This is a genomic window from Desulfosarcina sp., assembly GCF_046496365.1.
Lineage (GTDB): Bacteria > Desulfobacterota > Desulfobacteria > Desulfobacterales > Desulfosarcinaceae > Desulfosarcina.
This window is the reverse complement of record NZ_JAWOHB010000153.1, coordinates 32,972-53,885: the sequence shown is the minus strand read 5'-3', so window position 1 is coordinate 53,885 and position 20,914 is coordinate 32,972. Positions and strand designations below refer to the sequence as shown.

18 protein-coding genes are annotated in these 20,914 nt (G+C 55.6%); 14 read left to right on the top strand and 4 right to left on the bottom strand.

Going from position 1 to position 20,914, the window contains the following annotated elements:
* Window positions 1–3,854, bottom strand: a 3,854-nt coding sequence (locus R6V78_RS15270) for a beta-ketoacyl synthase N-terminal-like domain-containing protein (RefSeq protein WP_410290236.1), incomplete at its 3' end; no start/stop codon positions are given.
* A gap of 197 nt (window positions 3,855–4,051) precedes the next feature.
* Here R6V78_RS15270 and R6V78_RS15265 point away from each other — a divergent pair.
* Window positions 4,052–4,627, top strand: a complete 576-nt coding sequence (locus R6V78_RS15265; protein WP_410290235.1) for a hypothetical protein — start codon at window positions 4,052–4,054, stop codon at window positions 4,625–4,627.
* A gap of 15 nt (window positions 4,628–4,642) precedes the next feature.
* Here the strand turns inward: R6V78_RS15265 and R6V78_RS15260 are convergent, their stop codons facing one another.
* The 3 genes from R6V78_RS15260 to R6V78_RS15250 form a co-directional block, all read right to left on the bottom strand.
* Window positions 4,643–6,292, bottom strand: a complete 1,650-nt coding sequence (locus tag R6V78_RS15260; protein ID WP_410290234.1) for a PfaD family polyunsaturated fatty acid/polyketide biosynthesis protein — start codon at window positions 6,290–6,292, stop codon at window positions 4,643–4,645.
* A gap of 137 nt (window positions 6,293–6,429) precedes the next feature.
* Window positions 6,430–7,338: a site-specific tyrosine recombinase XerD gene (gene xerD, locus R6V78_RS15255; protein WP_410290233.1), complete on the bottom strand. Its 909-nt coding sequence runs from the start codon at window positions 7,336–7,338 to the stop codon at window positions 6,430–6,432.
* Complete coding sequence (locus R6V78_RS15250) at window positions 7,335–8,456, bottom strand: M24 family metallopeptidase (RefSeq protein WP_410290232.1); 1,122 nt, start codon at window positions 8,454–8,456, stop codon at window positions 7,335–7,337. Before R6V78_RS15250 ends, xerD begins: the two co-directional genes overlap by 4 nt.
* 164 nt (window positions 8,457–8,620) lie before the next feature.
* On the opposite strand from R6V78_RS15250, the gene R6V78_RS15245 reads away from it, so the two are divergent.
* The 13 genes from R6V78_RS15245 to R6V78_RS15185 all read left to right on the top strand — a co-directional run bounded on the left by R6V78_RS15245 (window position 8,621) and on the right by R6V78_RS15185 (window position 20,862).
* Window positions 8,621–9,004, top strand: coding sequence for a thioesterase, FlK family (locus tag R6V78_RS15245; protein WP_410290231.1), 384 nt, complete (start codon window positions 8,621–8,623; stop codon window positions 9,002–9,004).
* Window positions 9,005–9,060: 56 nt separating this feature from the next.
* A complete protein-coding gene (gene elbB / locus R6V78_RS15240; RefSeq protein ID WP_410290230.1) occupies window positions 9,061–9,732 on the top strand; it encodes an isoprenoid biosynthesis glyoxalase ElbB in 672 nt (223 codons plus the stop codon).
* 64 nt (window positions 9,733–9,796) lie between these two features.
* A complete protein-coding gene (locus R6V78_RS15235; protein ID WP_410290229.1) occupies window positions 9,797–12,217 on the top strand; it encodes an aldehyde ferredoxin oxidoreductase family protein in 2,421 nt (806 codons plus the stop codon).
* A gap of 34 nt (window positions 12,218–12,251) precedes the next feature.
* Window positions 12,252–13,424, top strand: coding sequence for an iron-containing alcohol dehydrogenase (locus R6V78_RS15230; protein ID WP_410290228.1), 1,173 nt, complete (start codon window positions 12,252–12,254; stop codon window positions 13,422–13,424).
* Between the two features lie 49 nt (window positions 13,425–13,473).
* The gene (locus tag R6V78_RS15225; RefSeq protein ID WP_410290227.1) at window positions 13,474–14,736 is read left to right on the top strand and encodes an iron-containing alcohol dehydrogenase; all 1,263 of its coding nucleotides are present in this window, start codon (window positions 13,474–13,476) and stop codon (window positions 14,734–14,736) included.
* Between the two features lie 54 nt (window positions 14,737–14,790).
* Complete coding sequence (locus R6V78_RS15220) at window positions 14,791–14,940, top strand: hypothetical protein (protein WP_410290226.1); 150 nt, start codon at window positions 14,791–14,793, stop codon at window positions 14,938–14,940.
* 86 nt (window positions 14,941–15,026) lie between these two features.
* Window positions 15,027–15,983 carry a hypothetical protein gene (locus R6V78_RS15215; protein WP_410290225.1) on the top strand — a complete coding sequence of 319 codons (957 nt, stop codon included), beginning with the start codon at window positions 15,027–15,029 and terminating at the stop codon, window positions 15,981–15,983.
* Between the two features lie 135 nt (window positions 15,984–16,118).
* Window positions 16,119–16,541 (top strand): hypothetical protein, encoded by a 423-nt coding sequence (locus tag R6V78_RS15210; RefSeq protein ID WP_410290224.1) that lies wholly within the window; start codon window positions 16,119–16,121, stop codon window positions 16,539–16,541.
* Between the two features lie 98 nt (window positions 16,542–16,639).
* Complete coding sequence (locus tag R6V78_RS15205) at window positions 16,640–17,683, top strand: transglycosylase SLT domain-containing protein (protein WP_410290223.1); 1,044 nt, start codon at window positions 16,640–16,642, stop codon at window positions 17,681–17,683.
* Window positions 17,680–18,498 (top strand): hypothetical protein, encoded by an 819-nt coding sequence (locus tag R6V78_RS15200; protein ID WP_410290222.1) that lies wholly within the window; start codon window positions 17,680–17,682, stop codon window positions 18,496–18,498. Before R6V78_RS15205 ends, R6V78_RS15200 begins: the two co-directional genes overlap by 4 nt.
* A gap of 79 nt (window positions 18,499–18,577) precedes the next feature.
* Window positions 18,578–19,522: a tRNA dihydrouridine synthase gene (locus R6V78_RS15195; protein WP_410290221.1), complete on the top strand. Its 945-nt coding sequence runs from the start codon at window positions 18,578–18,580 to the stop codon at window positions 19,520–19,522.
* 145 nt (window positions 19,523–19,667) lie between these two features.
* Window positions 19,668–20,048 (top strand): response regulator transcription factor, encoded by a 381-nt coding sequence (locus R6V78_RS15190; protein ID WP_410290220.1) that lies wholly within the window; start codon window positions 19,668–19,670, stop codon window positions 20,046–20,048.
* Window positions 20,049–20,124: 76 nt separating this feature from the next.
* On the top strand, window positions 20,125–20,862 hold the full coding sequence (locus tag R6V78_RS15185) for a uracil-DNA glycosylase family protein (protein ID WP_410290219.1): 738 nt from the start codon (window positions 20,125–20,127) through the stop codon (window positions 20,860–20,862).
* Window positions 20,863–20,914 lie beyond the last annotated feature (52 nt).

The window sequence follows — 20,914 nt, the reverse complement described above, 5'->3', positions numbered from 1 at the left end:
ACCGGGGGCAGGTGGGGCATTTTCGCTTCCATGGCGGAAAGGATCTCGACCCGCTTGATGGAATCGATGCCCAGATCCGCTTCGATATCCATGTCCAGCCCCAGCATGTCCTCCGGGTAGCCGGTCAGCTCGGAAACGATGTCGATCAGGACCTTGGTAATGTCGACGCATGCGGCAACCTCCGAAGCGTTCGCTTCATAAGGGCTGTTGGTTGCCGACGACGCGGACCCGGTGCTCCCTGCCAGGAAGTCGCCGATCTGGCCCAGGGTTTTTAGGCTGCCCACCATGTCCGGGGTGACCGGGGGCAGGTGGGGCATTTTCGCTTCCATGGCGGAAAGGATCTCGACCCGCTTGATGGAATCGATGCCCAGATCCGCTTCGATATCCATGTCCAGCCCCAGCATGTCCTCCGGGTAGCCGGTCAACTCGGAAACGATGTCGATCAGAGTTCTGGATATGGTCGCTGCGGTAATTGTCGGCGCCGTATCCGGCGATGACGTACTCACGGGTGGGTCAGCCGCTGGTAAATTATCCGCAAAAACGGGTATTTTATCCGGATCGGCGGCCGTCGCAAGCGCTGCCGCCGGCCGGGTTGAAATCGATTCCGGATGTAAAGCGGGTGCCTGGATGTCGTTCGAAGCCGTCATGGACATACCCAGGGCTGATCCCACGAACATCCGTGTGCTGATCATCATCTCCTGCAGGGTTCGGCTGGCCTGGGCCTGGGTCTCTAAAAACTTCTGGTGAGCCTGGGCCGTTTGCTGTTGAAGGAGCTGAATCGATTCCAATCCTTTCTGGACTAGGGCCACAGCCTCATTCATGTTGGCCGTTGAAACCGGTTTGATATCCATGGTTTGGACATCCTGATTTTGCGGTGGGGCTGCCGGTGTGGGTTGTTTGATCTGCATACGGGTATCCATGGGCGTGGGTGAAATAACCTTTGCTTTTGTTGCTAATGGGGAATCCATGGGCTGTGCTTTTTGGGTTTTAACCGTATTTTGTGTGTTCATTGCTGAGGTTGCATTTACCTTCCGGGGCGACCGGTAGTTGGTCCCGGACAGCGGAACGGTCATTTTCTGCAAAGGTGTGGAGGGAAGTTCGCTTTCCCAGCAATTCAGGTCAATATCGGTGCCAAGGGCAGCCAGGTGGCCGATGGCGTGGGCCAGATCCATGATTCCTGAAGTCTTTCCGGAGGAGCGATCAATGGCTATGACCGTGATATCCTTCGTTTGGAGGGTAGACCTTACGAGCCCGGAGAGCACTGACTTTGGTCCCACCTCGATGAAGGTGCGCACGCCGGACGCATAGAGGTGTTCGACCGCTTCCTGAAACCGGACCGGTGAAGTCAACTGGCGGCCCAATAGATCCGCGCATTGTGAAGGGTCGTCCGGGTAAGGCGCTGCCGTCACATTTGAATATACCGGGATTTGGTTGGGGGTAAAGGCGGCTTTTTCGACGGCCAGACAAAATGGTTTTCTGGCTCCCTCCACCAACGGGCTGTGAAAGGCGGCGGAAACCGGCAGGGATATGGTCTGCATTCCATTTTGAACACAGATTGCCTTTGCCCGCTTGATGGCTTCGTCAGCCCCGGAAAGCACACCCTGGTCGGGGCAGTTGTGGTTTGCCAGCACCACGTCCGGAAACTGACCGACCAATGCCTTTAGACGATCGATGGGTGCTTTTACCGCCAGCATGGTGCCTGCATCACCGCCCCTGCCGGCGTCGGCCATCAGACGACCGCGTGCGGCGCTCAAGGCCAGCAGGGTTTCCCGGTCGATCCAACCGGCTGCATATAGTGCAGGCAGCTCCCCGTAGCTGTGACCGCAGGTGGCATCCGGCCGCAACTTGAAGTGTTCAAGAATCGAAAGCATGGCCAGACTGACCGCCCCGATGGCGGGTTGGGCCGCATCGGTGCGGCGAAGGGCCTCCGCCTGCTGACGCCGCTGGTGGTCGGACAAGGCAGGGCGTGGAAACAGAATCTCCCAAAGCGGGGTTTCCTGTTCAAAATGTTGAGCGGCGGCTTGGACGGCTTCCATGGCACCGGGAAAACAGCAGACCAGATCACTTCCCATATGGGGGTACTGGCTCCCCTGGCCAGGAAACATGAAGGCGATTTTTCCTGGATCCAAGGGTGTTGCAACGTAATAGATGCCCTGAGTGGACAACAAGGCTGTGCGGGAGCCGGCGACAACCTCGCTGGCCTTGCGCAGCTGCGCTTTCAGGTCAGCGCCGTTCAGGGTGCTGTCCACCACCATGACCAACCGGTGGGGATGAGCGGCCGAAAAAGACTTTCGCAGCGCCCTCGCTGTCCGGGAAAGCACCGTGGCATCGATGGATTCTCCAACAAACCGTTCATCGATCTGTTGCAGACCGCTGGTTATTGCCGCTGCATCCGGACCTGAGAAGGCCAGGATCTCCATCGAACCATCCCAGGCGATCTCTTGTTTATCAGGCTGATACTCTTCGAGCACCACATGAAAATTGCTGCCGCCGAATCCAAAGGAACTTACACCGCCACGTCGTGGGGTGCCGTTCGCGTTAAACCAGGGGCGCTTGGCAGTATTGAGGTAAAAGGGACTGGATTCGATTCCCAGCTTCGGATCGGGGGTGTCGGCCTTGAGTGTGGGCGGGAGGACCTTGTTGTATAGAGCAAGCGCTGATTTTATGAGCCCGGCCGCTCCGGCTGCTGCTTTGGTGTGTCCGATCATCGATTTTACCGACCCCAAAGCGCAGCGGTTGCCGTTGGGGTGGCTCCCGCCGAAGACGTTTTTCAGGGCGGTGAACTCCATTTCGTCCCCCACGCGCGTGCCGGTGCCATGGGCTTCTATCAACGCCACCGTTTCAGGGGCAATGCCGGCAGTTCGATACGCCTCGGTGAGCGCGCGTGCCTGCCCCTCGGGCCGTGGTGCGTAAATGCTCTGTGATTTTCCGTCGCTGGAAGACCCGATGCCCCGAATGAGTGCATAGATTCGATCACCGTCGCGCTCGGCATCGGCGAGCCGTTTCAGAACGAGGATGCCGATGCCCTCACCCAACACGGTGCCGTCGGCATCCACCGAAAAGGGTCGGGCGTCACCGGTGTGCGAGAGGACGCCGGTTTTAGAAAAACACATGTGCATGAAGATGTCATTGATGGTGTCGACACCCCCGGTGACGACCATACTGCTCCTCCCGGTATGCAATTCCATCAGCCCCAGGTGAACGGCACCCAGGCTGCTTGCACAAGCCGCATCAACCACGCAGTTGGTTCCGCCAAGATTCAGCCGGTTACAGATTCGGCCCGCGACGACATTGCCCAGCAGTCCAGGGAATGAGTTTTCCTGCCAGGGGACATAGCTGCCGGATATATCCGCGATGATGGCTGCTTGCTGCTGATCGCTCAGTCCCTTATCGGCCAGTGCGCTGCGCCACAGCGGATGCCCCAGTCGTGAACCCAGGGGAATAACCAGCTCCTGTGTGCCGGTAACTCCGAGGATCACCGAGGTATGCTCGCGGTCGAATTCATGGTCATCCCCATATCCGGCATCGGACAGGGCCATTTTTGCGGCCACCAGACCCAGCAGCTGGGAGGTGTCGGTGGCCTCTAATGCTGCCGGTGGAATGCCGAATTCGGTGGGATCGAAGGGCACCGTTGCGAGGAATCCACCACGATTGCAGTAGATATGATCCGGTTTTTTGGGATCGGCATCGAAATAGTCGTTCAGCTGTTGGTGGCTGGCCGGTGGATCGGTAATGCAGTCGATACCGTTGAGCAGGGTCCGCCAGTACTCTTTAAGATTTCTCGATTTGGCGAACATGCCGCCCATGCCAATGATGGCAACCGGCTGTTGAACTGCTTGTATATTCGTTGTCATTTTATATGGTTGGGTAAATATTAGGGATGATTGATTTGATCGGCCGGGCATGTAAGCGGTCCAGCGCTTTCAGCGGCCATGCATCTGCCTGCGAAAACAGAAGCCAAATATAATGCATTGACGCACAAAAAACAAGGGATTGACGCAAGCCCAATAACTTGTTAGGTAGATATAACAACCAATCAGGTTAACTATTCATGATTTATTACTATACCAATCGAGAACTATCGAAAAAACTCGAGATCAATCTCGCCCGCTGGAAACGTTGGTCGAGATCATTTCTGCCGCCGGACCCGCTGGGGGGAATGCAATCGGGCTATGCCAGGCAGTATATCTTCAAAGATCTGTTCAAGGTCTATTTGGGCGGTTATCTGCTGACCCAACTGAAACTGTCCGTCATGCAGAGTCGGCAGGTGCTGACTGATTTGTCACCATGGCTGAAAAAAAACGGGATTTTAGATCTGAATGGCGCCGATGGAACCGTCACGGAGATGGGTGCGCCATGGGGCGGCTATCGCATTTATTTCCGTCCCCTGAGCGCAGCCGGTGCTAAAAATGGGTCCGATTTTTGCTATCTCGTCCGTAAAACGGTCAGAATCCGATCCGAAGAAATGGCGACCTGCCTGCAACTGACGGAAACAGTTGAGGAGACCATCATCAACGCTGATGCAATGGATGGAAGTATTTTTTTCCGGAATCCGGATGTGCGCTTGATCAACCTCTCCCCGCTGTTGGCCCTGTTGGTTGAAAAGCTTCGCCGTCAACAGCAGTGAAATACCCTTGATCCATTACCGGTGGGACAATGATAGAATCTGATTGTCCGTGATAGGTGCAGCCAAACCTGGCGCGACAGCCAGATCGACCCCCTGGTTTTTCAAACCATTTAATCGGCCGATCACGGCGGCTCCGAAAAGCAGGTTCATGGCAACCGTGGTTGTTCTGCGGTTTTGCGGCGGTTCCAGAAAAGAACCTTTGACCCATTCGTTGAACGCACCCATGGCCGGGCCGCACCATATCTGATAGTCAATGGCCCGATCCGGTACGCCGCGCTTGGCCCACAGTGACGCCCTCCCAAGATAGGAGCGGAACACCAGCGCCATTTTGTGTTTGGGCTCCTTTTCCGCCCGATCAACCTGGGCAGGGTCCCGTCGGCTGAAAAAGGCCCGGGTATTTTCCCATTCCGCTGCGAACGAGCATTTGAGAAAAGATCCTTCCACCAGTTTTTTCTGGCTGTCCGGCACATCTTCGAACCGGTCGTAAGTTCGATAGATGTCGTAGAGCTTGGATCCGCGCATGGAAAACATGGTGCCGCGTTTAAGCACCTGAACCTTGACGCCCATTTCGAACATGTCCGCTGCCGGTGCCATGGTGACATCTGCCTGCCGGGCTTCGGCAAGCATCTTTTTGACCAGTTGGGATGTGTCCGCCTCGATGCAGGCTTGATTGATTGAACCGGTCAGAATGTATGCCGCTCCCATGGCAAAGGCGGCGGCGGCCGATTCGGGGGTGGCGATGCCGCCGGCAAGTCCGACGCGCAAGGGTGTGCCGTCGTCATACTGCCTGGCCATCTCGTCCCGCAGCGCCTTCATGGTAGGAAACAGACACAGGGCGGGGCGGTTGTCCGTATGGCCGCCCGAGTCGGCCTCGGCGGTCAGGTCTTGGACCATGGGTATACGACGGGCCATGTCTGCTTGTCCGTCCGTGATTTTCCCCAGTTGCTTAAGGCGTTGCAGGTGTTTTTCCGCCGGTGGGGAATAGAATTTGCGGGCGACCTCTTCACGAGAGACCTTGGCGATGATCCGATTGGGGCAGATGATCTTCCCGTGCTCATTTTCATGAATGCCGTGGATGCGGTACTCAACCAGGGGCGCCGTCAGATCCAGGTACGCGGATGCAGAAACCAGTCGAATCCCCTTGTTCAGGTAAAGATCAACCGTTTTTTGTTCCAGATCCATAGCATTGGGACTGTGGATTAAATTGAATCCGTAGGGTATCTGGTCAAGTTTTTTTTGCAGGCTGCCGATGGCCGCTTCAATCTGTTCGATGGAAAGCCCCCCGGCACCGAAGAATCCGATCATGCCGGCCCGGCCGGCAGCCTCCACCATGGCCGTGGAGGTGATGCCGTTAGCCATGGCCCCGCAGATGTAAGCGAATTTTAATCCATGATCCGCTTTAAATCCCGGGTCCCCGAGTGACTCCAGGGCAAAGGGCGGCGCCCATCCCAACAGGCGGTAGCAGTTGGATGCCGGTTGTGCGAGCGTTCCGAGCGTGGCCATTCCGTCCTTGGCCACACCGATTTGGCCGTTCATGTCCACCACAAAAAAGGGGTGGCAAAGATCGCGTACGACTTCGGCAATAGCCTTCTCTCCGGTTCTCGGCAAATCGTGTTCGGGTTTCCAGAACCCGTGCGGTTTAGAGGTCATATCCGTGTGGGTCAAGCTGTTGCCCCTCCTGGAGAATCGCTGGTGATGATTGGTAACTGCGTTGGAACGAATTTTTCAAAGCAAGCTCCCATATCCAAGCCACCGCTGTCTGTCAACCCAGCCGGAGATGCCCGGGCTGCTGGATTGAGGTTTTACCCTCTGGGGTGGTATTTTTTATGGGCCTGCACCAACTGCCGATGCGCCACATGGGTGTAAATCTGGGTGGTGGAGATATCCGCGTGACCCAGCATCATTTGTACGGCACGAAGGTCTGCGCCACCTTCAATTAAATGCGTTGCAAAAGAGTGTCTTAAGCTATGGGGTGTGATCTTTTTCCTTAACTTTGCCAGGCGGCCGTACCGGCCGATCAGGTTCCAGAAGCTTTGGCGGGTCATGGCCCTTCCCCGGCGGGTGACAAAAAGGTGAACACTAGCGCGGCTCTTCAACAGCATCGGCCGCGAACGGTCCAAATAGTCCCGGATGGCGTCCAGAGCCAACCGGCCGACGGGAACCACACGCTCCTTGGCGCCTTTACCGAACACCCTGACAAATCCAGCCTCCAGATTGATTGCGGTCATTTCCAGACGGATGAGTTCTGAAACCCGCAGGCCGGCTCCGTAGAGCAGCTCCAGCATGGCGGCATCCCGCAGCCCTTCGGGTTTGTCCCGGCAGGGTGCATCGATCAGTGCCTCGACGTCGGCCACCGTCAAGACGTCGGGCAGGTGCAATCCGGTCTTGGGCAGATCGATTTGTTGCGCCGGATTCTTTTGGAGAATCTTTTCATTGGTCAGAAACTTGAAAAAACCCCGCAGGCTCACCAGGTGGCGGGCCCGGGACCTGGGGCTCAATTGTTGATCCCGCAATTGTATCAGGTAGGTCAGTATCAGGCGTGTGTCGATGTCCGCGACCAGGGTTGTTTTTTTCTTTTCCAGATACAGCCCAAACCGCACCAGATCGGCGCTGTAGGCAGCAATGGTTTTTTCGCTCAGGCCTTTTTCCATAAGCAGAAAAGCCAGGTACCGATCCAGGCGCTGGAGGTAGTCCGACGCGGTGTTTTTCATCTATGGCTGATTCGGGGATCAAATGGTTGTGGATCGTTGAGCACCTGGGCCTTTTCCTGGCGCACGACGACCTGGTTTTCCATGCGCACGCCCCCCCAGTCCTGAATATAAATGCCCGGTTCCACCGTGACGATCATGCCCGCTTCCAGGCGGTCGTCCTTGATCGGGCTCAAGCGCGGGTTCTCATGAACTGCCAGACCGGTGCCGTGACCCAGACTGTGGCCGAATTTGCCAGCGAAGCCGTTTTGGTCAATATGGTCCCTGGCGATCTTGTCCACCTGGGTGCCGCTGGCGTCTGCCCTGATGGCGGCAATGGCCATGTCCCGGGCTTTGACCACAGTGTCGAAGACTTTTAAAAACAAATCATCCGGCTTACCCAGCACCACCGTTCGGGTGGTATCCGAGCAGTATTCGTTCAATCGGGCTCCCCAGTCAAAGAGAATGGGTTCGCCTGTGGCCAGTTTGCGGTCGGTGGGAACCGCGTGGGGGAGTGCGCTGTTGGGGCCCGAAGCCACGATAACCGGAAATGACAGACCCTGGGCACCGGCTTCGCGCATGTTTTTTTCCATGGCCCAGGCCACCTGCTTTTCGGTCATGCCCGGGCGAATGGCATCCAACACCTGCAAAAAGGCCTTTTCGGCCAATTGCAGCGCCTGGATGGTAGACTGGATTTCCTCTTCTGATTTGATCTGCCGCAGTTTTTCGACCAGGTTTTCAGTTGAGACCAGGTCAACCGGTGGATCGCGTTTTTCCAGCGCATGGGCATAGGCCGTATAATTCTTATGTGAAAGACGAACACTTTCAAAACCAAGCCGCTGGATGCCCAGCGCACCGGCGATTTCCGGCAGCTCCTTTTCCAGGCCCTTTTTATGGCACACGATGTCAAATCCGGAGGCCTCTGCCTGGGCCTGCAGTTCATAACGGCTGTCGGTGGCCAGCACCAGGTTGCGATCGGAAATGATCAGCACACCGGCGGATTCGTCGAACTGGGTGTCCCCGCCGGTAAACCCGCTGAGATAAAAACGGTTCTCCTGGACGGATACCATGACGGCGTCCAGTTCCATCTCTATCAAAGCCTGTCTTATTTTCTGGATGCGTGTTCGAATAATGGAATTCAAGGATGCTCCTTTGTTTGCGCAGTGACTCGTGGCAATGGATTGACAGTCTCGTTTCCTTTTTATTATGATTAGATCTTCTTTTCAAGCCACACCATCGCATTCAACCCTTAATATTGCCGTTGTTCCGGGTGGACCCGCTGCCCGAAACGCCTCGGGAGGTCAGCATGAAAATCGAAACCCATCATCTCATCGATCAGACGTTGTGCGGTAAAGCCCTATCGGTTGAAAATGGAAACAGCCTCGTCCAACTTTTAACCACCCCGCAGATGGTCGCCGACAGGCAAGGACTGGTTCACGGCGGTTTTATTTTCGGTGCGGCGGATTATGCGGCCATGATTGCAGTGAATCATCCCCATGTGGTTCTCGGTGCGTCGGATGTAAAATTCCTCAAACCGGTGCGTGTGGGCGAAACGGTAATGGCAAAAGCGCAGGTCAAAGAAATCAAAGGAAAAAAATACTGGGTTTCCGTAAGCGTCACCCATCATGACCAGGAAGTTTTTCAGGGCATGTTCACTTGTTTTGTTCTCGATAAACATGTCCTTGAATAAGAACGGGTTTAAAAGGTTCGGGCAGCGAAACTAAACCGGCAGCGAAAGGAATTCAAATGGCAAAAAAAATTGGCGTTTTACTGTCAGGTTGCGGTGTTTTTGACGGTGCTGAAATTCATGAAGCGGTATTGACCCTTCTTTTTTTGGACCGTGCCGGCGCTTCGGCCGTGTGCATGGCCCCTGATATGGATCAGCTTCATGTGATCAACCACTATACCCAGCAACCTTCCGATGAACGCAGAAATGTACTGGTGGAATCCGCACGCATCGCCAGGGGTGATATTCAGGATATCAGTACGGTCAGCGCTGACAGCCTCGATGCGCTGATTGTACCCGGCGGTTTTGGTGCCGCCAAAAACCTCAGCGATTTTGCAGTCAAGGGACCCGAGGCCCAGGTCAATCCCCAGGTGAGGCGTCTGCTGGAGGAAATGGTTCAACGTTCAAAGCCCATCGGTGCCGTTTGCATTGCTCCGGCAACTGTTGTCCGTGCCCTGTCTCAAAAATCTCCTCAGGTTACCATCGGCAGTGACCCAGGTACGGCTGCGGCAATCGAATCCATGGGTGGAATTCATTGTGCCTGCGGTGTAGCCGATATTTGTGTGGATGAAAAAAACAGCATTGTCACCACCCCGGCCTACATGCTCGGACCGGGAATCAAGGATGTGGCCGCCGGCATTGAAAAACTGGTCAACAAAGTGCTTTCTCTTTGCCGAGCGGATTCGGATTGATAAACGCGTTCGATGCAAGCCTATCTCACGCCAGGACCACTGCAACCCTACAGGATCCTCATTCATGCAAACCATCATCGGAACCAGTAATCGGATAATCGAGATCGACCTGTCTGCCGGGCAGGCAACCGAATTTCAAGTCGGGGATGATGAACGGCGCCTATTTTTAGGCGGCAAAGGACTGGGGCTCAAGTTGCTTTATGACCGCATGGATCGTGGAATCGACCCGCTGGGTGAAAAGAACTACCTGGCTTTCATGATGGGTGTGCTTATGGGTACCGGCGCACCGTGCACCGGACGCTTTTCTGCGCTTACAAAATCGCCGTTGACCGGAATCATGCTGCATTCTTCCTGTGGTGGACCTTTTGGCATGGCTTACAAAACTGCCGGCTACGACGGGTTGTTGATAACCGGTAAGGCCCCGGCACCGGTGGTGATCGAAATCGATGCAGACGGCGCCCGAATCCGCGATGGCACATCTGTTTGGGGCCAAGATACCAACGATTCTCAAAAACAGCTGAACCCGGATGGAAAATCAGGGGTCTTGACCATCGGGCCCGCTGGTGAAAACCGGGTATTGATTGCCAACGTGGCCTCAGGCCACCGTTTTTTAGGTCGCGGCGGCCTGGGAGCGGTGATGGGATCAAAAAACCTGAAAGCCATCGTTGCCCGAGGAAAAGTTTTTAAAATCGTTCCCACCAACCAGAAACTGTTCGACAAGGCCAAAAAAAGGGCCGCGGGTTATATCGAAAATAATCCGCTGACATCCGGCGACTATCGCAGCTTCGGCACCAGCAGCCACGTCAACTGGTGCAACGACGGTGGCATCCTGCCGGTGAGGAACTTTCAGGACGGGAGCCATCCCCAGGCCGATCAGGTCTCCGGTGAGACCATGCGGCAGCGCTACAAGGCCAACCCCAGCACTTGCAAGCCATGTTCCATCATGTGCGGACATAAGGGTACCCACGCTGACGGCAGCGCCCACCAGATCCCCGAGTACGAAACCGTGGGCCTGCTGGGTCCCAACCTGGGCATCTTTGACCCGGATGCCATTTCCAGGTTCAACGACCGCTGCGGCCTTTTGGGGATGGACACCATCTCAACCGGTTCCGTTTTGGCGTGGTGCATGGAAGCCGGTGAAAAGGGATTGATCGCCACCGATTTAAAATTTGGTGCAGTTGAGGGAATCGTCCAGGCCCTGGATGACATGGCCCTGCGACGGGGGTTCGGGGATGAAATGGCCAATGGCACGCGAATGTTGTCTCGAAGATATGGTGGCGCTGATTTTGCGATCCAGATCAAAGGGCTGGAGATGCCTGCCTACGATCCCAGAGGATCCTGGGGGCAGGGACTGGCTTATGCCGTGGCCAACCGCGGCGCTTGTCACCTGTCGGCCGCCACCTTCGCCCTGGAAGTGGCTTTTGGCCTGCTCAACCCGTATACCACCCGATCCAAGGCACGATTTGTCCTTTTTTTTGAAAACCTATATGCGGCGGTCAATTCCCTGCACACCTGCCAGTTTACTTCCTATGCCTATGTATTGGAACCGCCCATCATCAAATACACCCCCAAATTTTTGCTTCGCCTGACCATGCAGTTCCTGCCGTCCATTGCCATCATGCTAATGGACGTCAGCCTGTTTTCCAAACTCTGGCGGTCGGTAACCGGATTGCGGCTGAATCAATGGCAGATGCTCAGAGCCGGTGCGCGTATTCATGTGCTGGAGCGTTATATGAACACTGCCGAAGGTATTTCACGCAAAGATGATACCCTGCCAAAACGATTTTTAACCGAGGGGCGCCGGTGTGATGCCCGACAGCGGACGGTGCCCCTGCAGCCCATGCTGAATGCCTATTACCGGTTGCGGGGATACGACGCCCACGGCATTCCCGCTGACAGGACAATGAAACGGCTGGGGATAGCACCCAGATGGGAAATCTTGACCGATGAACGCCTCGACTATTTTAAGATGCTGTCGCCGGGTGGAAAGCCCCTCAAGCGGATCTACCTGACTGTCATGCTTTGGTTCGTGGGGCGGTCCATCCAGGCGGCTGCCCGGGTGGACCGGGAGGTGCGCACAGCCTTCGATGCCATCCCCGACGGCTTCACCTTTGCCTTGGGCGTTGCACCGGACGGTCCTGCCATGGTTGTCGGCAAGGATAAGGCGGGCAAGGTGAGATATCTGGGTGCCGATGCAAAGCAGCGCTATATCGATTTGAAACTGACCATCAAAAATATCGAGGCGGCGATCCTGCTTTTTACCTTTCAGGAATCCACTGTCGTGGCGGTGGCCAGAGACAGACTGGTTGTGGATGGGGATATACCCGCCGCCTGCGCCGTCGTTCGCATCCTGGATATGGTGGAGGTGTTTCTGCTACCCAAACCGCTGGCTTCCCTGGCCGTCCGCAGATATCCCCATTGGCCGCCCTTTCGAAAGTACGTTGGCCGCGTCCTGATCTATTTGCGTGCAGTACTTGGTTTTTAACGTGGTTCGAATTGGATCAAAGGAGGCGTGGACCATGCGTTTGCCGGAAGAATTTTCCTTTAACTGTCCTTTGAAGATTAACTGCGGCAGCCATGCCGTCGCCCATCTGCCTGCTGCGCTGTCGGCCGCGAATGCCCATGCCCCGCTGATTCTGGCCAACCGTGACCAGGTTGGCAAAAAGGGCCTGAACACTGTTGTCGATGCGTTCAAAACATCGGGGCTGACACTGGGAATATACGACCGGCTGCCGGATCTCCCTGAACCGGACTTGATGCCCGTCCTTGCACGGATGTACCGAGACGGTGGCTGCGACAGCGTTATCGCCGTTGGGAACGGTTCGGTTGTCGACACGGCCAAATGTCTGAACCTGATGGTCTCTGCTGGTGATCACGGGGCGTCGGCGGATTGCGGTAATTGCATGGACAAACCCTCCGTGTTGCGGCCGTTGATGGTGGTGGCAACGGCCGGCGGCAACGGCGATGAAGTCACCGGGTATGCCAACGACGGCGTGCACCGGCTGCGATCCTCCCGGCTGGTTCCTGCCGCTGTATTCATCGATCCGGCAATGTTGGGGGATCAGGACGACCACCAAGTCGTGGATGGTGCCCTGATCGCCCTGACCCATGCTGTGGAGACATTCATCGACGCTTCCACCGGGCCCATGTGCCGTGCTTATGCCCACACAGCCATCGGCCTGATCGTCAAATTCCTTCCCCTGGTCCTTCGTAAAACAGATCGGAAAAAAAATCTTTGTGCCGTGGTCAACGGACAAGTGGCGGCCGGCTGCGCATTTTCAGCCTCCCCACCGGGCATCTGTCATGTTCTGGCCACCCAATTTAAAGAGTCGACCGATCTTTCTTTGGGCTTTTTAATGTCCATTCTGCTGCCCCATCTGGTAGCTGAGGCGGGGTTGGTCCAACCGGAACAGGTGGGCGAACTGCTTTATCCGATGGTGGGGCCGGATATTTTTTCGGTGACGGCCGCTGACCTGAAAACATCCCGAACCACCGTTCTGATCTGGGAGTTTTTCGATGCGATCAACACCGAACTGGTGCAAAAAATCCCAACCTCGCTGATGGGTGCCGGACTGACGGATGAACAGATCAATCGTATCCAATCCCGAGTGGGAAGAGGCGCAACCAATGGTCATGTGGCCCGTATCATTGACAGCGCCAGACAAGATCCCGACATGACAGCCGGTTGGTAGGTCCTCGACACCCGATCTATTTTTTCCACTTGCTTCACAGGAGCACAGCATGCACTTTCCGGGATACTACGAATTTTTTTGCGGCGTTGAAACATTAGTCGGCCGCCGGGCGTTGGAAAGGATACCCCCATTGCTGAGCCGGCTGGGTGGCCAGTGTCCCCTGATCATCACCGACAAGGGTGTGGCCGCCGCCGGACTCGTCGATATTGTCACATCAGCCATCACCCCGGGAGTGCGCATCGGTGCCGTTGAAGCAGACGTGCCGCGCGATTCAGAACTGAAGGTGGTTAACCGGCTTGCCGGGGTTTACCGTGAAAGGGGCTGTGATTCCATTGTCGCGGTGGGCGGCGGCTCGGTGCTGGATACGGCCAAAGGTGTCAATATCCTCGTATCCGAGAATGCCAGCGACCTGATGCACTACTCCGGCGCCGGTTCTCTGAAAAGACCGCTAAAACCCCTGGTGGCCATTCCCACCACTGCCGGGACAGGATCGGAGGTGACAATGGCGGCGGTAATCGCAGACCACGCGCGCAAAAAGAAAATGCTGTTCACTTCTAATTTTTTGTTTCCAGACGCGGCTGTTCTGGACCCGCGCATGACCCTGGCGCTGCCGCCGACCCTAACGGCGGCTACGGCCATGGATGCCCTGACCCATGCCGTTGAGGCTTACACCTGCCTTTCCAAGAACCCGATCAGTGACGCCCATGCGCTGATAGCCATTGGGTTGATTGGTCAAAATTTATTGCAGGTGATAAAGGAGCCGGACAATGAAGATGGGCGCCTGGCGCTGGCTGTAGGGGCCAATCTGGCTGGGGTGGCTTTTTCCAATGCCATGGTCGGCATGGTTCATACCCTGGGAAACTCGGTGGGTGCGGTTTGCGGTGTAGCGCACGGCGCGTGCATGGCCATTTTGCTGCCCTACGGTCTTGAATACAACATGCACAAAAATGGTGGCTTGACCGCCCAACTGCTGCTGCCGCTGGCCGGGGCCCGGATCTATGCACACACGCCGGCCCATCTTAGGGCCGAGCAGACGGTTGCCTTCATCCGGCAGTTGAACCAGCGCCTCCACCAGGAAACCGGCGGCGGCCACGCCAGGTTCTTCAAAGAAATTACCGCACCCGACGGCACTGCGCGTGTTCCTGTTGAAAAATTGGAAGCCATTGCGGAGCAAGCTCTTGGAGACGGAACCCTTTTCTACAACCCCGAGGAGCTTGATCACGAAGACCTGGTGATGGTTATGTCGCATGCATGGGCAGGTACACCCCTGGATCGCAACCTCGTCAAAAAAGGCAGCCTTCAGATTCGATGACACCCGGAACAGAAAACCTTTGCCATCGACTTTATCCCATTTCGCGGAAACAGGATGCAAGACTGGTTGACACCGTCTGCATCGCAAGTTACGCTGGCCGGGACAGGTGGTGCAACCCCACAACCGCTGAAGGCCAAGGCTGGCCGCTGGTTGACGACCTACAAGGGCAGAAGGGTCCAACTGGTCGACGAGATGGTTGCCTAGCCTCAGTTTGCTCATCCCAATGCGGGACGAAAGCAACCGAACGGGTGATCATGCTTTGCGTGCCCAGGAACAAGGAGATCGGTGCTATGCGGATCGGGGTGTTCATTATCATTTCAGCCCTTATGCTGAATGGGTGTGTTCATCTGGAAGCCAACAAGAATATCAGCGCATTGCAACAGATCAAGGCCGGTGATGCGCAAGAGGTTGTTTTCCAAATCATGGGCCCTCCAGACCATCGCAAGGATGTTACTGAACAGCGTTTTATGGTCTATTACCAAACCAAGGCCGGCAATCCGGTCGGAGAACTCCCTTCGGCGGCCTTTTTTACACCCATCGCTTTCGAATCCGGACGGGTGGTTGCCGTCGGTGAGGACCTGATCGATACCTGGACCCGTGAGGAAGGAGAACGCTTGCGCCAGGCTGAAATCGCCGAACGTGAAGGCAGAGAGGCTAAAATTGCCGAAACCGCGCGGCAGGTCGCTGACCAGGCCCGTCAGGAAAAAATCACGGCCATCGAAGAAGCGGTTAAACCGGTGCCTGCCTCCAATGCAGCCTTGAACCTCAAGCTGTACCGTCAATTACTGGATTTGGATCCTGATAATCCCCGTTATCAGAAAAAAGTGGCCTTATACGAAGAGCGGCTGGTCCGGCAGGAAAAGGCGCGTCAGGAGCGCGCTGTGCACAGCGCTAAAATGAAGCGTCGTCAGGCGTGGGAACAGGCCCGTGAGGCGCGCAACAAAACCCTTCGGCAATATTCCGGAAACGGTACCGCCCAAATAGCCGTGCATGATATGGGCAGCGGTTCGCTTTATGTATGGGTGAAAAATGTGAGCAAACAGATCATTACCACCCATCCCGATTATTTTACCCTGGTGGACGAGGAAAAAAAACCGATAAGGTGTGAAATCAGCGGCAGTCTGGACAGCGTACTGGAGCCGGGCAGCATTTCCCACGGCAAGCTCGAATACAGTCGGGAAGCCGAACCCAGGGAACTGATCTTCCAGAACCGGGAGGTGGGCCGGATCAGCAAATTATTCCAATAATCAAACGGCCAACGCCAATAAATGGCAACCGCACCCCGGCCAACCACAAAAAATGACCGGCCCGACTGGGTCGCTGAACCAGCCCCCGTGCAGTGCAATGGTTGGTAAAACAATCAGGTAAAGGAAAAATAACCCATGCCACGAACTGACCTGGATGCTCTGGAAATCGTCTGTCGACGGATCAGCCTCAATATTCCCGAAACCTGTCCGTGGCGCTGGGACAAGGAGTTCAATCTGGCCCTGACGGTGATTGACAGGCGGGATGAAATTATGGTCGAACTGCCGCTGACCCTCGAATTTTCCAATAAATGGGATTTCAATACCATCAACGATGCCGAAAAAGCGATCCGGGATTATTTTGAGGCCGGTTTCGGAATCGTTCCAGGCCAGAAAGTATTCACCATGGATCCCATCAACGGGGTGGTCCTCTTTGTCGCGTGGTGGCCCTGGGGTGACGATGAACAGATTTCCCTGCGACTGGGACTGGTTTCGGTATCCGGAGAAAAACTGGAAGGTGCGGACGTTAAACGCCTGATCTGTCGTTGGTTGAATTTATGATCAAACCGAGGTTGCCAATATTTGTTGCCTGTGCAGCTTGGATCCTTTTTCCGGTGCTGTTTCCCGGCACCAGTGCCTCCCAGGAAACTGCACACGATTTGCTTCTGGCGCTCAGGCTGGAACAGCCGGTTTTGCTTTGCGGTGAAGCGGTCCCTGTTGATCGCCCCGATGTGGCGGAACGGTTTGAAAAAGAGATGCTGCTCGCGCTTGGAAACCGTTCCCAGGTCATTCTCTGGCTGAAACGCACGGCGCGCTATTTCCCGTATATCGAACAGAATCTCAGGGAAAACGATCTTCCCGATGACCTCAAATTCCTGGCCCTTGCTGAAAGCGCCCTCAGGATGCACGCCGGCTCCCCCAAAGGGGCCATGGGCGTCTGGCAGCTTATGCCGCAAACCGCCATTAACTATGGGTTGGTGGTGAACGACAGCTTCGACGAACGGCGCAACCTTTATCTGAGCACACCGGCTGCACTGGCCTATCTCAAGGACCTTTACGGGCGGTTTGGTTCCTGGAACCTCTCTCTGGCGGCCTACAACATGGGGGAAGAAGGTCTCGAAGCAGAAATCCTGGAGCAGGGCATCAACGACTATTACCGACTCTATCTGTCCCTTGAAACGCAGCGTTTTATCCTGCGTATACTGGCGATCAAACGAATTGTTGAGTCCCCCGGAAAGTATGGCTTCAGCCTCTCCGCAGAAGATCTATATCCTCCGGAAACCTTTTCAACGATTCAGATCGATGCCTTTGGGGATCTTCCCCTTCGTCTTATCGCCGGGGCGGCGCGAACTGATTTCAAAACCATCAAAGATCTTAATCCGGAGTTGCGGGGCTACTATCTTGCCGCCGGAGCGCGCATGGTTAATATTCCCGAGAACGGCAGATCGGGGTTTCAAACCCGTCTGGCAGCCATGATCGAGGCCGACGCCAAAATACGGAACCAGCGTGTCTACCTGGTGAAGCCGGGAGACAACCTCTCTCGCATCTCCCAAAAATTTGACGTGCCCATCGCAGCACTGCTGATTTGGAACCGCATCGGTGTCGATGCGGTGATCCAACCGGGCCAGCGGCTGGTCATTTATCCTGCGACAGGTGAAAAAATGACCGCTCGTGAAGCCATCCAGGACGATGTTGACCAATGATCGCAAAGATCATCACACCCGATGCGTTGATTCGTCTGGCCCAGGACCGTCTTCACCATCCGCCTCCAGGCAGTTTCGCGTTCACCGCGAACGGCGATCTGAGGCGGATTTCCGCCGTCCTTTTTCTCTTGGGGAAAGCGCACAACGGGGATCCGTATCTGCTCTTGAACAAGCGTTCCCGGCATGTCCGCCAGTCTGGCGATTTGTGCTGCCCGGGTGGGGGCATTTCCGCAACCATCGATTTTTGGATAGCCAGGTGGCTCCACCTGCCGGCAACGCCATTGTCCCGGTGGCCCCATGGAACGTGGTGGCGGCGGCACCGCAGAAAGGATTTTTCAAAATTGGCGCTTCTTCTGGCCGCAGCCTTGCGGGAGGGGTTTGAAGAGATGCGGCTCAATCCATTGGGGGTTAAATTTTTGGGCCCCATGCCAGCTCAGCATCTGGTCATGTTCAAGCGGGTCATTTATCCGCTGGTGGGTTGGGTGAATCGCCAGCAGCATTTTCTCCCCAACTGGGAAGTGGAAAAAATCGTCCGCATTCCTGTGGCCGCACTGTTGGACGCCGGCAACTATGCCCGCTATCGGATCTCCTTCGTAAACGACACCCCGGGTGCACCGGACACGCCTTATGGGGACATGCCCTGTTTCGTCCATCACCGCAATGGGCACGATGAACTGTTGTGGGGAGCTACCTACCGGATCACCGAGCAATTTTTGAAAACCATATTCGGCCATGTCCCGCCGTCGATGGAATCGTTGCCTGTAATCCACCGTCGACTGGACCGTAAATACCTAAAGGGATCCTCCGCACCATGATGGCGTCAGTCGACGATTGATGTTAAACAACTATGGACAACCTGAGACTGGCTCAGCCGGCTGCGTGGCGGGCGTGCCCATGAAGCCCTTGATCCTGGCACCGCTGCGCGGCTTTACCGATGTCGTGTTCAGAAACACTTTTCAGCGCCATTTCCAAGGCCTTGGTGAGGCAGTGGCGCCGTTTATTACCTCCATTAAAGGTTGCCGCATCAAGCCCAACCACCTGCGGGATCTGGTGCCTGCCGAAAATCGGGCCCTGCCGGTGATACCCCAGGTGCTTAGCAATGACCCCGACGGCTTGATCTGCCTTACCCATGCGCTAAGCGAACTCGGTTATGGGGAGATCAACTGGAACCTGGGCTGTCCCTACCCCATGGTGGCCAATAAAATGCGTGGGTCCGGCCTGCTGCCGCATCCGGACATTATTGATCGCATGCTCGAAAAAACACTGCATGGCTTTTCCGGAAAATTATCCATCAAAACGCGATTGGGCCGTTTTAGGGCCGATGAAATGAATGATCTCATGCCTGTTTTTAACCGCTACCCCATTGCCCGGCTGATTATCCATCCACGGACCGGTGAACAGATGTACGCCGGTACTGTGGATTTGATGGCTTTCCAATCCTGTCTGGAGAACTGTTCCCATCCCGTGGTCTACAATGGGGACATCAATGACCTATCAACGTTTCAACAATTGGAGCAGCGATTTCCGTCGGTCTCCGGGTGGATGTTAGGCCGTGGGCTTGTCGCCAACCCGTTTTTGGCTGAAATGATCCAATCCCGAGTCCAGAACATCAGTCGCAGGCAAGCGCGGTTCAAGAGATTTCACGATGACCTGGTCGATGGATACCAGCGTCAATTTTCCGGACCCGGTCACGTGTTGGACCGGATGAAAGGCTTCTGGCGTTATTTCGCGTCAGGGCAACCGGATGGGGCCAAGATCCTGAAGCGCATCCGCAAGATTGGATCACTTGACCATTATCTAGAGGTTGTGGCCGCGGTGCTGAGCGTCCAGGACCGGTGAGTCGACCCTATATTGGTCGACGGATTGTACAACAATCCAAATTCCATTATACTGGCCCTGAAGGTCGATATTGAACGATTATCGCTTACCCTGCCGGCTTTTGCGAACCTGAACACCGAGCTATTCGGCTCCCAGGAGCAGTTGGATGCAACCAAAAACGATACTCATCGTGGATGACGAATTGAGCATACTCGTGCCCTTGCAGTTTCTCATGGAAAAGGAAGGGTACGTGACCAAACTGGCCCAAAGCGGCAAAGAGGCTGTTGAAATGGTTGCCGAGGTCAAACCGGACTTGATCCTGCTGGACATTATGCTTCCGGATCTGGATGGGTATGAAATCTACCAGATGATCCGTGCACGAGCCGAATGGGAATCCATCAGAATTATTTTTCTGACGGCGAAAAACCGGGATGCCGACATGGCCAAGGGCCTCGCCATGGGTGCCGATGCCTACATCACCAAACCGTTTTCCAATGCGCAACTGGTAGAAAAGATACACGCGCTTATCGGCCCGGGGCGTTCCTAACTCGGTTTCTTTTTAAAAGCCAAGCCATTAATGCCACGACGGTCAATGATTAGACCCTGGGGCGCAGGTCAATAGCATGTTACGATCCCATCGCGATCTCGCTGCGGTTACCGACGATCTGGTGACGCGCCTTCGAACGCTGAAGTTTTCCGCCCCGGTGACGCACACCTACAACCCGTTGATATATGCACGCAGTGGCTATGACAGTTATGTCACCCGATATGCCGGCGCGGCCAAGCAGGTGGTTCTGGTGGGCATGAACCCGGGTCCCTTCGGTATGGCCCAGACCGGTGTACCATTTGGAGATGTAAAGATGGTAAAAGGATGGCTGGGAATTTCCGCAACCGTTGCCCAGCCGACTGACCCACACCCCAAACGACCGGTGTCGGGTTATTCCTGTGCACGCGGTGAGGTGAGTGGCCGCCGCTTGTGGGGATGGGCCAAACAACGTTTTGGATACCCGGAAGCCTTTTTTGAAAGGTTCTTTGTGGTCAACTATTGCCCGCTGATTTTCATGGAATCGAGTGGCCGCAACCGCACGCCGGACAAACTGCCCGGGATTGAAAAACAAGGGCTTTTCCGCATCTGCGACCAGGCCCTCAGACAATCGATCGAAATTCTTCGACCGCAGTGGGTGATCGGGATCGGTGGATTTGCCGAAAAAAGGGCCAGGGATGCTCTAAGTGGATGGCGAGTGGACATCGGCAGGATCAGTCATCCCAGTCCAGCCAATCCCAAAGCCAACCGGGGCTGGGCATCACTGGTGGAATCAGAGCTGATGACCATGGGAATCCACATTCCTGACGGAAAATGACGCGGCCCACGTTGACAGCTTGGCTATTGCAGGAAAAATAAGCCTTTCCGAA

Bases quoted from the DNA above. Each gene is read 5' to 3' on its own strand.
- R6V78_RS15265 (WP_410290235.1), top strand. From the start codon at position 4,052: ATGATTTATTACTATACCAATCGAGAACTATCGAAAAAACTCGAGATC.
- xerD (WP_410290233.1), bottom strand. From the start codon at position 7,338: ATGAAAAACACCGCGTCGGACTACCTCCAGCGCCTGGATCGGTACCTG.
- R6V78_RS15245 (WP_410290231.1), top strand. From the start codon at position 8,621: ATGAAAATCGAAACCCATCATCTCATCGATCAGACGTTGTGCGGTAAA.
- elbB (WP_410290230.1), top strand. From the start codon at position 9,061: ATGGCAAAAAAAATTGGCGTTTTACTGTCAGGTTGCGGTGTTTTTGAC.
- R6V78_RS15235 (WP_410290229.1), top strand. From the start codon at position 9,797: ATGCAAACCATCATCGGAACCAGTAATCGGATAATCGAGATCGACCTG.
- R6V78_RS15230 (WP_410290228.1), top strand. From the start codon at position 12,252: ATGCGTTTGCCGGAAGAATTTTCCTTTAACTGTCCTTTGAAGATTAAC.
- R6V78_RS15225 (WP_410290227.1), top strand. From the start codon at position 13,474: ATGCACTTTCCGGGATACTACGAATTTTTTTGCGGCGTTGAAACATTA.
- R6V78_RS15220 (WP_410290226.1), top strand. From the start codon at position 14,791: ATGCAAGACTGGTTGACACCGTCTGCATCGCAAGTTACGCTGGCCGGG.
- R6V78_RS15215 (WP_410290225.1), top strand. From the start codon at position 15,027: ATGCGGATCGGGGTGTTCATTATCATTTCAGCCCTTATGCTGAATGGG.
- R6V78_RS15210 (WP_410290224.1), top strand. From the start codon at position 16,119: ATGCCACGAACTGACCTGGATGCTCTGGAAATCGTCTGTCGACGGATC.
- R6V78_RS15200 (WP_410290222.1), top strand. From the start codon at position 17,680: ATGATCGCAAAGATCATCACACCCGATGCGTTGATTCGTCTGGCCCAG.
- R6V78_RS15195 (WP_410290221.1), top strand. From the start codon at position 18,578: ATGAAGCCCTTGATCCTGGCACCGCTGCGCGGCTTTACCGATGTCGTG.
- R6V78_RS15190 (WP_410290220.1), top strand. From the start codon at position 19,668: ATGCAACCAAAAACGATACTCATCGTGGATGACGAATTGAGCATACTC.
- R6V78_RS15185 (WP_410290219.1), top strand. From the start codon at position 20,125: ATGTTACGATCCCATCGCGATCTCGCTGCGGTTACCGACGATCTGGTG.